Here is a 12,160-nt window from a genome sequence, read left to right on the forward strand (position 1 = left end):
ATGGCGAACGGCCGCGCGTAGGCCAGCTCAGTCGATCGACCGGCCACCTTGGTAGCCACAATCACTTTATCCCGCCCGCCACGCGCCTTGAGCCAGCTGCCGATGTACGCCTCGGTGAGGCCCTGGGTCTGCGGCCGTGGCGGCACCGGGTACATCTCGGCGGCGTCAATGAAGTTCACACCCTGCCCGATGGCGTAGTCGAGCTGCGCGTGCGCCTCGGCCTCGCTGTTCTGCTCGCCGAAGGTCATGGTTCCAAGGCACAGGCGGCTCACCTTCAAGCCACTGTTGCCCAATTCCGAATACTGCATGGCGGTGTCCCGTTCGATGCGAAAACGCCCGATGGTATATTCGCGCGCCCCGCGGCCGGCAAGTCCGGCCAGCCTACCGCACCCCCGGAGCCCCCGCGATGGAACTGGAAACTCTCGCTATCCACGCCGGCTACAAGCCCGACCCGACCACCAAATCGGTGGCGGTGCCGATCTACCAGACCGTGGCCTACGCCTTCGACAGTGCCCAGCACGGTGCCGACCTGTTCGACCTGAAAGTGGCGGGCAACATCTATACCCGCATCATGAACCCGACCAACGACGTGCTGGAACAGCGCGTCGCAGCCATGGAGGGCGGCATTGCAGGGCTGGCGCTGGCGTCCGGCTCGGCCGCTATCACCTATACGGTGATGAACCTGGCGCGGGCCGGCGACAACATCATTTCCACCAAGAAGCTGTACGGCGGCACCTACAACCTGTTCGCCCACACGCTGCCGCAGTTCGGCATCGAGACGCGCTTTGTCGATCACGACGACCTCAAAGCCCTGGCCGCTGCCATCGACGACAAGACCAAGATGGTGTTTTGCGAGACCATCGGCAACCCGGGCGGCCATGTGCCGGACCTGGCCGGCATCGCGGCGATTGCGCACGCCGCCGGTGTGCCCCTGGTGGTGGACAGCACGGTCGCCACGCCGGCTCTGTGCCGGCCGATCGAGCACGGTGCCGACGTGGTTATTCACTCGCTGACCAAGTACATGGGCGGCCACGGCACCAGCCTGGGCGGCATCATTGTCGACAGCGGTAAGTTCCCGTGGGCCGAGCACGCCGACCGCTTCCCGCAGTTCAGCCAGCCGGACCCGTCCTACCACGGCACGGTGATGACCGACGCCTTCGGTCCCGCCGCCTTCATCGCCCGCGCGCGGGTGGTGCCGCTGCGCAATATGGGCGCACAGATGGCGCCGATGAACGCCTTCCTCATCATGCAGGGCATCGAGACCCTGTCGCTGCGCATGGAGCGGCACTGCGACAACACGCAAAAGGTCGCCGAACACCTCAAAAAGCACTCGCAGGTCAGCTGGATCAGCTATGCCGGCCTGCCGGACCACCCGGACCATGCGCAGGCCAGGAAGTACCTGAACGGCCGCGCGTCGGGCATTTTGTCGTTTGGCGTCAACGGTGGCTTTGATGCCGGCGTGAAGTTCCTGGACGCGCTGCAACTGATCACACGGCTGGTCAACATCGGCGACGCAAAGTCCCTGGCGACACACCCGGCGTCCACCACCCACCGCCAGTTGGACGCCGGGGAACTGGCCGCCGCTGGCGTGATGCCGGACATGGTGCGTCTGTCGATCGGCATCGAGAACGTGACCGACATCCTGGCCGACATCGACCAGGCGCTCAAGGCGAGCGCCGCTTAGCGTTCATCGGAAAGCGCCCGCGGCGTGCAAGGCGCCGCGGGCGACGTTTACTACGGTAGCTGCCCGCAGATCAGGAAAATCGGGAAACGGCGCGGCTCGCCGGCCGGGCTGGATTGCTCGACCGTGTGTGCGGTGCGCGCGCTGACCGCAGTCAGACCAAGACCAGTCAGTGTGTTCATGAGCTGCGCCCGTTCGAAGCCGAGGTGAAAAATCCCCGGCACGTCCGGGCCGTGAAAACCGCCATCCTCACGATCCAGATCGGCCAACGCCAGCCAGCCACCTGGCACCAGCACATCACGCAAACGCCCGAGCAAGCGCGGCACGTCGTCAATGTGGTGCAGGGTCATGCTGCTGAAAACCAGATCGAAGCGTTCTATTGGTAGCGGATCGAGGGTCAGGTCGAGGCGCCGCGTTTCGATGTGATCGAGCCCAGCGGCCAAGCGCTTCTGCTCCAGCACGGCCAGCATCTGATCGGCGACGTCTGCAGCCACGATTCGTCCTAGCTGGTCCGCCAGCAGCACGCTCACGAGACCCGTTCCACAGCCGTATTCGAGAGCCTGCATATCTTTGTGCAGAGGCAACGCATCGGCAATGGCGGCCGCCACGGCGCGCGCAATGCCAGCCCGCAGCGGACTGTCGTCCCACTCGGCGGCAAGCGCGTTGAACCGGTCTAGGTTGGCTGAGCTATCGGTCATGGCAGCTCCATTGGCCAAATTGAGATCATCATGCCGCCAGAAGCGCCAACAGCAAACCATTACGAAATGGCAGCCGTACCCGTCGCTGGGAATAACGGCCAAGCTGACGGTGCGCCAGCCGCAGACCAGCTGGCCGCCTCAAGGCTGACAATGCATGCGTGTTAATCTGCGCGGCTGTCGGCTCGCTCTATCTGTGATTGGCGCCTGCCGCATCGACCTCAACCTTCTTGAACGCGCCGTCTATTGCCAGACGGCCGGTAGTTTTCATCCGGAGGCCCCGTGCCAGACATCCGCTTGCCGGACGGTTCCACCCGCAGTTACCCACAACCGGTCAGCGTGGCGACGGTGGCGGGCGACATCGGAGCCGGCCTGGCGCGCGCGGCGCTGGCCGGCAAAGTGTCCGGCAAGCTGGTGGATACCTCCTACCTGATCGAGAAAGATACCGACCTTGCCATCGTCACCGAGCGCGACCCGGACGGCGTGGAGGTCATCCGCCATTCAACGGCCCACTTGCTGGCCTACGCAGTCAAGGAGCTGTTTCCGCAGGCGCAGGTCACCATCGGTCCGGTGATCGAAAGCGGCTTTTATTACGACTTCGCCTACAACCGGCCGTTTACGCCGGACGATCTGGTTGCAATCGAAAAGCGCATGGCTGAGTTGGCGAAACGGGACATTCCGGTCACCCGGGAAGTCCTGCCGCGCGACGAAGCGGTGGCGTTCTTCCTGGCTCAGGGCGAGAAGTACAAGGCTGAACTGATCGCCGCCATTCCAGACAGCGAGGACGTATCCCTATACCGCGAGGGTGATTTCGTCGACCTGTGCCGTGGACCGCACGTGCCGTCCACCGGCAAGCTCAAGGTGTTCAAGCTGATGCGCGTGGCCGGTGCCTACTGGCGAGGCGATTCGCGCAACGAGATGTTGCAGCGCATCTACGGCACCGCCTGGGCAAAGAAAGAAGACCTCGACGCCTACCTGCACCGCATTGAGGAAGCCGAAAAGCGCGACCATCGGCGCATCGGCCGGCAGCTTGATCTGTTTCACCAGCAGGACGAGGCGCCGGGCATGGTGTTCTGGCACCCCAAGGGCTGGGCGCTGTGGCAGACCGTCGAGCAATACATGCGCGGGGTCTACCAGGCGTCCGGATACCAGGAAGTGCGCTGCCCGCAAATCCTGGACGTATCCTTGTGGAAGGCCTCGGGCCACTGGGACAACTACCAGGAAAACATGTTCTTCACCGAGTCGGAAAAGCGCGATTACGCGCTCAAACCGATGAACTGCCCCGGCCACGTGCAGATCTTCAACGCCGGCCTGCACAGCTACCGCGAGCTGCCGATGCGCTACGGCGAGTTCGGTGCCTGTCACCGCAACGAACCGTCCGGCGCCCTGCACGGCATCATGCGCGTGCGCGCCTTCACGCAGGACGATGGGCACGTTTTCTGTGCCCCCGAGCAGATCGAGTCTGAGGTCACGGCCTTCCACCGCCAAGCGTTGAAGGTATATACCGATTTCGATTTCACCGAGGTGGCGGTCAAGATCGCCCTGCGACCGGACCAGCGCCTGGGCTCCGACGAGGTATGGGATAAAGCCGAAGCCGCGCTGCGCGCCGCACTCGCTGCCTGCGGGGTGGCTTGGGAAGAGCTACCCGGCGAAGGCGCGTTTTATGGGCCCAAGATCGAATACCACCTGAAGGATGCCATTGGTCGGGCCTGGCAACTGGGCACCATGCAGGTGGATTTCATGATGCCCGAGCGCCTGGGCTGCGAGTACGTGGCCGAGGACAACACCCGCAAAGTGCCGGTCATGCTGCATCGCGCCATCGTCGGTTCGATGGAACGGTTCATCGGCATTCTGATCGAGCACCACTCCGGGGCGTTTCCGTTGTGGCTTGCACCGGTGCATGCGGTGGTCCTGAGCATCACCGATCGACACGCCGACTACGCCGCGCAGGTGGCCGAAACACTCCGTCAACAGGGGCTTCGTGTGCAAGCCGACTTGAGGAACGAGAAGATCGGCTATAAAATCCGCGAACATACCCTGCAACGTGTGCCCTACTTGCTGATTGTCGGTGAGCGGGAATGCGCCAGTTCCACGGTGGCCGTGCGTACGCGCTCCGGCGAGGACAAAGGCAGTCTGCCCCTGGTAGACCTTGCCGCAAGTCTCTCGGCCGAGGTTGCGAACCGCGGCCATTGCGTTCCGGAGTGTTGAAACATCGCAAAAGAAAAGAAGCTCCGCGTCAACGCTGAAATCAGCGCCACATCGGTGCGGCTGATCGGCCCGGAGGCCGAACAGCTCGGCGTCGTAACCCGGGAGGAGGCGCTGGAAGCCGCGGCCGAGGCAGGGCTCGATCTGGTGGAAATATCGCCCACCGCCGACCCACCGGTGTGCCGAATCATGGATTTTGGCAAATTCCTCTACACCGAAAGCAAGAAGCACGCGGTCGCTAAACGCAACCAGAAACAGATTCAGGTTAAAGAGGTCAAGTTCAGACCCCAGACCGACGACGGTGATTACCAGATAAAGCTGCGTAATCTGCTGCGGTTTTTCGAAGCAGGCGACAAGGCCAAGATCACGCTGCGTTTCCGGGGCCGCGAAATGGCCCATCAAGAACTGGGCCGCGCCTTGTTGCAGCGGCTGGAAGACGACCTCAAGGGCACTGCGGTGGTAGAGCAATACCCGCGCCTGGAAGGCCGGCAGATGGTGATGGTGATGAGCCCGCGCAAGTGAGCACGTGGCTACATAAGGCGCTGCCCATAGTGGCGCCAACAGACAGTATTCATGGAGTAATCGAGCCGTGCCCAAGCTGAAGACCAACCGCGGCGCCGCCAAGCGTTTCAAGAAAACCGGGTCCGGGAAGTTCAAGTGCAGTCACTCGCACTTGCGCCACATCCTGACCAAGAAAAGCTCCAAGCGTAAACGGGGCCTCGGGGGTACGGTGTTGGTGTGCGCTGCCGACACGCCCGGCGTGCGTCGCATGCTGCCCCACGCCTGAATTTTCCGCGTCGCCTTACTCGAACGAGTCACTGAGCCATGCCAAGAGTCAAACGGGGCGTCACCGCCCATGCCCGCCATAAGAAGGTCCTGAAGCTCGCCAAGGGCTACTACGGCGCCCGCAGCCGGGTGTTCCGGGTTGCCAACCAGGCCGTGATCAAGGCCGGTCAGTACGCTTACCGCGACCGTCGCCAGCGTAAGCGCCAGTTCCGCGCCTTGTGGATCGTGCGTATCAACGCCGGCGCCCGCCTGTCGGACATGTCGTACAGCACCTTCATGCACGGCCTGATCAAGGCCGGCATTGAGGTTGACCGCAAGGTTCTGGCCGATCTGGCGATTCACGATGCCGCCGCGTTCGGCGCCCTGGCACAGCAGGCCAAAGCTGCCCTGGCGAGCTGACGCATCGCCCCACGTCCCACCTGATAAAGGGCAGCCTCGGTTGCCCTTTGTTGTTTTGAGTTGCGATGACTGATCCGCAGCAGTTGACTGACCAAGCGCAAACGGCAATCGCCGCCTGCGGCGACGAGGTGACGCTGGAGCAGCTTCGTGTCAGGTTTTTAGGCCAAAAAGGCGCCGTAGCCGAGCTGCTTCGGAGTCTGCCCGAGCTTCCGGCGTCGCAGCGGCGCGATTTCGGCAAAGCCGTCAACGACGCCAAATCCGCCATCGACAAGGCTTTGACCGAGCGCCGCGAGCTGCTGCACCAGGCAGCCCTTACCGCCCGCCTGCAGGCCGAGCGCGTGGACGTCACGCTTCCCGGACGCGGCGAGGAACCCGGTGGCCTGCACCCGATCAGCCGCACACTCATGCGCATTGAGGCACTGTTTCGCGGCATCGGTTTCGACGTCGAGGAAGGCCCCGAAATCGAGGACGACTTCCACAACTTTGGTGCCCTGAACATCCCGGCCGACCATCCGGCGCGGGCCATGCACGACACGTTCTATCTGCCGTCTGGCCTGCTGCTGCGCACGCACACCTCGCCGGTACAGATCCGCGCCCTGCAACGTCAGGCGCCACCGGTACAATTGATCGCGCCAGGCCGCGTGTACCGGCGTGATTCCGATCTCACCCACACGCCGATGTTTCATCAGGTCGAAGGACTGATGGTGGATGAGGGCGTGAGCTTCGCGCACCTGAAGGGTGTGCTGGTTGACTTCTTGCGACGTTTCTTTGATCGCGACGATCTGCCCATTCGGTTTCGGCCGTCGTTTTTTCCGTTCACTGAGCCTTCGGCCGAGGCCGACATCGGCTGCGTCATTTGCCAGGGCGAGGGTTGCCGGGTGTGCAAGCACACCGGCTGGCTGGAGGTCCTCGGCTGCGGGATGGTGCATCCGAACGTGCTGCGCAACGTCGGCGTCGATGCCGAGCGCTATACCGGCTTTGCATTTGGCATGGGCGTGGAGCGCCTGGCCATGCTGCAATACCGGATCGGCGACCTGCGGCTGTTTTTCGACAACGATCTGCGCTTCCTGCGCCAGTTCCGCTAGATTCGGTCGCGAGAGGCAGCGAACCAGCATGCGTGTCAGCGAACAGTGGTTACGCGAATGGTGCGACCCGGCGCTCGATGCGGCGGGTATTGGCGAGCGACTGACCATGGCCGGCATTGAGGTTGGCGCCATCGAATTGGTCGCCGAAGTGCTTGAGCACGTGGTAGTGGCGCGCATTGTTGACACACGGCCCCACCCCGATGCCGAGCGGCTGCGCCTGTGTACGGTCGAGGCTGGCCCCGGTGATGCGCCGCTGAACATCGTCTGTGGCGCGCCCAATGCCCGTCCCGGCCTCATTGTGCCGCTGGCTAAGGTCGGCGCGCGCCTGCCAGGCGGCGTGCGAATCAAGAGCAGCAAGATCCGTGGCGAAGCGTCCGAGGGCATGCTGTGCTCGGCCCGTGAACTTGGCCTGGGCGACGGCGAGGCCGGCCTGCTGGAATTGCCGACCGACGCACCGGTCGGCACCGCGCTGCGCGACTATCTGCAGCTTGACGACCGCATCATCGAAGTCGAGCTTACGCCCAACCGCGGCGACTGCCTGAGCGTGGCGGGCCTGGCACGGGAACTGGCGGCGATCACGCAAACCCCGCTCACACCACGGCCACTGCCCGAAGTGCCGGTGCGCAGCCAGCGGCAGGTCGGCGTGCAGCTTGAGGCACCGTCCGCCTGCCCGCGCTACGCCTGCCGCGTGGTCGAGCAGATCGACCCCACCGCGCCTACCCCGTTGTGGCTGCAGGAGCGCCTGCGCCGTGCCGGCCTGCGCAGCCTGGGACCGGTGGTCGACATCACCAACTACGTGCTGCTGGAACTCGGCCAACCCTTGCACGCGTTTGATCTTGACCGCGTGGACGGCGACATCGTGGTGCGCCAGGCGCGTGCCGGCGAACCGCTGCGATTGCTAAACGGCCAGGACCTCGCCGCCACGCCCGAGTTGCTGCTGATTGCCGATCAATCACGGGCGCTGGCCGCCGCCGGGATCATGGGCGGGGCCGATTCAGCGGTTGGCGACAGCACCCGCAACGTACTGCTGGAAAGCGCTTTCTTTACGCCCCCAGCCATCGCCGGTCGGGCGCGGGCTGCGAACCTGCAAACCGACGCGTCGCAGCGCTTCGAGCGCGGCGTCGACCCGACCCTGCAACGGCGAGCGCTGGAACGTGCCACGCAACTGCTGATCGCTCTGTGTGGCGGACAGGCCGGGCCGGTAGTCGAGGCGTGCGCCTCCGAGCGTTTGCCGCGGAATTTGCCGATCCGCCTGCGATTAGCCCGCATCGGACGGGTACTGGGCGTCGACATCGCGAACGCCGAGGTCGAATCCATCTTGAAGCGACTCCACATCCAACTGTCGGCCGACGGGCCCGGCGTATGGCAGGCACTGCCGCCGAGCTGGCGCTTCGACCTCGCCTGCGAGGAAGACCTGATCGAGGAAGTCGCCCGCATCCACGGCTACGAGCGCCTGCCCACCGCCCACCCGCTGCCCAAGGCCAACTTCCCGGCTGCCGCGGACGACCACGTCTCGCGCGAGCGCCTGGCGTTGACGCTGGTCGGCCGGGGCTACCAGGAGGCGATCACCTACAGCTTTGTCGATCGCCGCGTGCAAGCACTGATCGAGCCGCAACTCGAACCGTTGGCCCTGGCCAACCCGCTATCTGCCGAACTGTCGGTAATGCGTACCAGCCTGTGGCCGGGGCTGTTGCAAGCCTATGCCCACAACAGCAACCGCCAGGTGCCCCGGGTCCGGCTGTTTGAGACCGGCCTGCGTTTCATTGGCAAAGGAGATGAACTACAACAGGATCCGGTTCTTGCCGGCCTGATTGCCGGGCCAGCGAGCCCCGAGCAGTGGTCAACCGCGGCGCGCGAAGTGGATTTCTTTGACCTCAAGGGCGATGTCGAGGCGCTGCTGGCGGTCACCGGCTGCGCCGGTCAGTTCAGCTTCGAGGCGGCGGAGCATCCCGCCTTGCACCCCGGCCAATGCGCGCAGCTTCAGCGTAATGGCCAGTCGGTCGGCTGGCTGGGCCGCTTGCACCCAGGCCTGGAGTCAGAGCTTAAAATCGACTCGGCGTTAGTGTTCGAGATCGCGCTGGCGGCGCTAACCAACGGACGCGTGGCCAGCCACTGCGAAGTGTCGCGTTTCCCAACCATCCGTCGCGATATCGCCGTTGTGTTACCGCAGCACATCACCGCGTCGGCTATCCTTGCCACTGCACGCCAGGCCTGCGAAGGCTCCGCGCTTCAAGAATTGCTGTTGTTTGACGTGTATCAGGGCCAAGGTGTGCCGCAGGGTCATAAAAGTATTGCGTTGGGGCTTACCCTTTCCGCGACCGAGCGCACCCTTACTGACGCCGAAGTCGACCAGCTAATGGCCCGCCTGTTGCGGGCACTGGCCGACACTCATCAGGCGCAACTTCGAGGCTGATATGAGCACCACCCTTACCAAGGCCGAAATGGCGCAGATGCTGTGCAGCGAGCTGGGCGTGAACAAGCGCGAAGCCCGTCAAATCGTGGAGGCGTTCTTTGAACTCATTCGCAGCGCGCTGGGCAGTGGCGATACGGTCAAACTGTCGGGTTTTGGCAATTTCAACCTGCGGAACAAGAGCCCACGGCCTGGCCGCAATCCGAAAACCGGCCAGGAAATCCCTATCACCGCGCGGCGTGTGGTAACTTTCAAGCTTGGTCAACAATTGAAACGGCGTGTCGACACCTATGCTGGAGCCGTCACAGAATGACCAGTTGCCGCCCATCCCGGGCAAGCGTTATTTCAGCATCGGCGAAGTCAGCGAGCTATGCGCAGTACGGCCCCATGTACTGCGCTATTGGGAACAGGAATTTCCCGAACTGACGCCGGCGAAACGCACCGGGAATCGGCGCTATTACCAGCGCCAGGACGTCATTCTGATCCGCCAGATACGCAGCCTGCTGTATGAAGAGGGCTTTACCATTGGTGGTGCCCGCCTGCGCCTGGGCGGTCAAACAGCGCGTCAGGATCAGGATCGCACCGCGCAATTGGTACGCCAGATGCGGCAGGAATTGGAAGAGGTTCTGGCCATTTTGAAAACCTGATGCGTATCCGCGCATCGAAAGATCATGTCGGGGCGTGGCGCAGCCTGGTAGCGCACTTGACTGGGGGTCAAGTGGTCGGAGGTTCAAATCCTCTCGTCCCGACCAATTTGCATCGGCGCATTCCCGGCGCGGTACCGCGGCCATGAGCGACGCGCTTCGGCACACCGCGGGTGGCCGCCAGGACTCCGCCGGTATCGGCATGACGTCCCAGCGGACGCGCGACCGCCTGATCGATGCCCTGGAGCAAATGGCGCAGCTCGACCCGCGCGTGCTGGAAATCATGCGACAGATCCCGCGGCACCTGTTCATGGATGAGGCCCTTGCCAGTCGGGCCTACGAGAATGTTTCCCTGCCCATCGGACACGGCCAAACCATTTCGCACCCCCTGACCGTCGCGCGCATGACCAGTGCCTTGTTGCAGGGCCCGCCCATGCGCCGTGTACTGGAAATCGGCACCGGGTCCGGGTATCAGACCGCAGTGCTGGCGGCCCTGGTGCCGGAAGTGGTCAGTATCGAGCGTATCGCGGCCCTGGCCGGACGCGCACGGCGGGTGCTGCGCGACATCGGCGTGCGCAACGTGGCGCTGGTGGTAGGTGATGGCAGTCGCGGCCTGCCTGACAAGGGGCCTTATGACGGCATTCTGGTCACTGCCGCACCGGCGATCCTGCCGCCCGCCTTGGCTGAACAACTGGCCGATGGCGGACGCCTCGTGGCGCCGGTAGGCGACCGCGAACAAGTGCTACGGCGACTCACCCATACCGCCACAGGACTGACCGAGGAGCGGTTGGGAGATGCGAATTTCGTGCCGCTGCGCCGTGGGCGGTGCTGAGGCGGTTCTACCCTGCCGCAATCCGGCGTCAGCCACGTGCTCCCAACCCGCTATTGCTCAAACAGCCTGCTCGCGCTTGGCCTGGCGCTGATCCTGAGCGGCTGCCTGGGCCGAGTGTCACGCCCGCCGGGCAGCGCGCAGCTGCCCCCCGGCCCACAGATCACGTCAACAAGCGGCGAACACCTGGTGCGAAAGGGCGAGACGCTGGCCGCCATCGCCCGCCGCTATGGAACTGATTACCTCGCCCTGGCGCAACTGAATAGCCTGAGCCCGCCCTACACCATCTACCCGGGGCAACGTCTGCGCCTGCCGGGCTCAAGCCTTGCCCCGGCGAGCGCCTTGCCAGCCCTTCCGGGTGGCTGGACTTGGCCGACGGCTGGCGCCACAGTGCGAGGCTTTTCCGCCAGTCACGGTGGCAACAAGGGGCTCGACATCGCGGGACAGATCGGCCAGGAGGTCCGCGCCAGCGCGGCAGGTGCCGTTGTGTATGCGGGTGACGGCCTGCGTCAATACGGCAATCTGCTCATTGTGAAACACAACGAGGACTACCTGAGCGCCTACGGCCATCTGCAGCGTATCAGCGTGGTAGAAGGCGCGGCGGTCAGCGCGAACCAGGTCATTGCCACCATGGGCAGTCCCGGTGACGGGCGCGGCCTGCTGCACTTCGAAATCCGTTTTCGCGGCACGCCCATCGACCCCGCCCGAATACTGCCACCCTCCAGACGCTGATACGAAGCGGTAAATTAAACAGCCAATCACACAAGCCCGACTCGTGACAATGCCAAACGTATCCGCCCTGCCGCAGACCAGTGCGCGCACGCTAGCGCACTATGACCAGCATGCGCAGGCATTTTGGAACGGCACCCGCGACCATGACGTAAGCCAGAATCGGGACGCGCTGCTGCGCCATATCGCGGCCCCAACGCCGCTGCGCTTGCTCGACTTCGGCTGCGGGCCGGGCCGCGACCTGGGTGCCTTTCGGGATCTTGGCCACGAAGTTGTCGGACTGGATGGCGCGGCGCGCTTCTGCCAAATGGCGCGCACCTACGCGAACTGCGAGGTGTGGCAGCAGGATTTTCTGGCACTTGACCTGCCGTCAGACCGTTTCGACGGTGTGTTCGCGAACGCCGTGCTGTTTCACGTGCCCAGCGTCCATTTGCCCGGAGTTCTGCGTGCTCTGCACGACACCTTACGTCCCGGCGGCGTACTGTTCGCCTCCAATCCCTGGGGGGATAACGAGGAAGGTTGGCAGGGCGATCGCTACGGCGTCTATCATTCCCTGGACCACTGGCGTGCCTACGTCACCGCTGCGGGCTTTGCCGAGCTTGAGCACTACTACCGTCCGGCCGGCCAGCCATGCCATCGGCAGCCCTGGCTGGCGACTGTCTGGCGCCGGCCAGAGACCCTGGAGGAGAAGTACTGA

14 protein-coding genes and 1 tRNA gene are annotated in these 12,160 nt (G+C 64.1%); 13 read left to right on the top strand and 2 right to left on the bottom strand.

Going from position 1 to position 12,160, the window contains the following annotated elements; all coding sequences use genetic code 11:
* The coding region (locus ABZF37_RS02940; RefSeq protein ID WP_372716586.1) for an aldo/keto reductase at nt 1–308 on the bottom strand (308 nt) is incomplete at its 3' end.
* Between the two features lie 98 nt (nt 309–406).
* Here ABZF37_RS02940 and ABZF37_RS02945 point away from each other — a divergent pair.
* Complete coding sequence (locus ABZF37_RS02945; RefSeq protein ID WP_372716588.1) at nt 407–1,684, top strand: O-acetylhomoserine aminocarboxypropyltransferase/cysteine synthase family protein; 1,278 nt, start codon at nt 407–409, stop codon at nt 1,682–1,684.
* A gap of 50 nt (nt 1,685–1,734) precedes the next feature.
* Here ABZF37_RS02945 and ABZF37_RS02950 read toward each other — a convergent pair whose 3' ends face one another.
* Nucleotides 1,735–2,379, bottom strand: coding sequence for a class I SAM-dependent methyltransferase (locus tag ABZF37_RS02950; protein WP_372716590.1), 645 nt, complete (start codon nt 2,377–2,379; stop codon nt 1,735–1,737).
* A gap of 279 nt (nt 2,380–2,658) precedes the next feature.
* On the opposite strand from ABZF37_RS02950, the gene thrS reads away from it, so the two are divergent.
* The 12 genes from thrS (at nt 2,659) to ABZF37_RS03010 (ending at nt 12,160) form a co-directional block, all read left to right on the top strand.
* Nucleotides 2,659–4,584 carry a threonine--tRNA ligase gene (gene thrS / locus ABZF37_RS02955; protein ID WP_372716592.1) on the top strand — a complete coding sequence of 642 codons (1,926 nt, stop codon included), beginning with the start codon at nt 2,659–2,661 and terminating at the stop codon, nt 4,582–4,584.
* A 3-nt stretch (nt 4,585–4,587) separates the two neighbouring features.
* Nucleotides 4,588–5,103: a translation initiation factor IF-3 gene (infC, locus tag ABZF37_RS02960; RefSeq protein ID WP_372716653.1), complete on the top strand. Its 516-nt coding sequence runs from the start codon at nt 4,588–4,590 to the stop codon at nt 5,101–5,103.
* A gap of 67 nt (nt 5,104–5,170) precedes the next feature.
* Nucleotides 5,171–5,368, top strand: coding sequence for a 50S ribosomal protein L35 (gene rpmI, locus ABZF37_RS02965; protein WP_372716594.1), 198 nt, complete (start codon nt 5,171–5,173; stop codon nt 5,366–5,368).
* A 38-nt stretch (nt 5,369–5,406) separates the two neighbouring features.
* A complete protein-coding gene (gene rplT / locus ABZF37_RS02970; protein ID WP_372716597.1) occupies nt 5,407–5,766 on the top strand; it encodes a 50S ribosomal protein L20 in 360 nt (119 codons plus the stop codon).
* A gap of 65 nt (nt 5,767–5,831) precedes the next feature.
* Nucleotides 5,832–6,851, top strand: a complete 1,020-nt coding sequence (gene pheS, locus ABZF37_RS02975; protein ID WP_372716599.1) for a phenylalanine--tRNA ligase subunit alpha — start codon at nt 5,832–5,834, stop codon at nt 6,849–6,851.
* Between the two features lie 28 nt (nt 6,852–6,879).
* Nucleotides 6,880–9,264 carry a phenylalanine--tRNA ligase subunit beta gene (pheT, locus tag ABZF37_RS02980; protein ID WP_372716601.1) on the top strand — a complete coding sequence of 795 codons (2,385 nt, stop codon included), beginning with the start codon at nt 6,880–6,882 and terminating at the stop codon, nt 9,262–9,264.
* A gap of 1 nt (nt 9,265) precedes the next feature.
* Nucleotides 9,266–9,574, top strand: coding sequence for an integration host factor subunit alpha (locus ABZF37_RS02985; RefSeq protein ID WP_372716603.1), 309 nt, complete (start codon nt 9,266–9,268; stop codon nt 9,572–9,574).
* Nucleotides 9,552–9,908, top strand: coding sequence for a MerR family transcriptional regulator (locus tag ABZF37_RS02990; protein ID WP_372716655.1), 357 nt, complete (start codon nt 9,552–9,554; stop codon nt 9,906–9,908). Before ABZF37_RS02985 ends, ABZF37_RS02990 begins: the two co-directional genes overlap by 23 nt.
* 28 nt (nt 9,909–9,936) lie before the next feature.
* Nucleotides 9,937–10,013, top strand: a tRNA-Pro gene (locus tag ABZF37_RS02995).
* A 37-nt stretch (nt 10,014–10,050) separates the two neighbouring features.
* Nucleotides 10,051–10,737, top strand: coding sequence for a protein-L-isoaspartate(D-aspartate) O-methyltransferase (locus ABZF37_RS03000; RefSeq protein WP_372716605.1), 687 nt, complete (start codon nt 10,051–10,053; stop codon nt 10,735–10,737).
* Between the two features lie 36 nt (nt 10,738–10,773).
* Nucleotides 10,774–11,466: a murein hydrolase activator EnvC gene (locus ABZF37_RS03005; protein ID WP_372716607.1), complete on the top strand. Its 693-nt coding sequence runs from the start codon at nt 10,774–10,776 to the stop codon at nt 11,464–11,466.
* Between the two features lie 49 nt (nt 11,467–11,515).
* Complete coding sequence (locus ABZF37_RS03010; RefSeq protein WP_372716609.1) at nt 11,516–12,160, top strand: class I SAM-dependent methyltransferase; 645 nt, start codon at nt 11,516–11,518, stop codon at nt 12,158–12,160.

The organism is Immundisolibacter sp. (genome assembly GCF_041601295.1).
Lineage (GTDB): Bacteria > Pseudomonadota > Gammaproteobacteria > Immundisolibacterales > Immundisolibacteraceae > Immundisolibacter.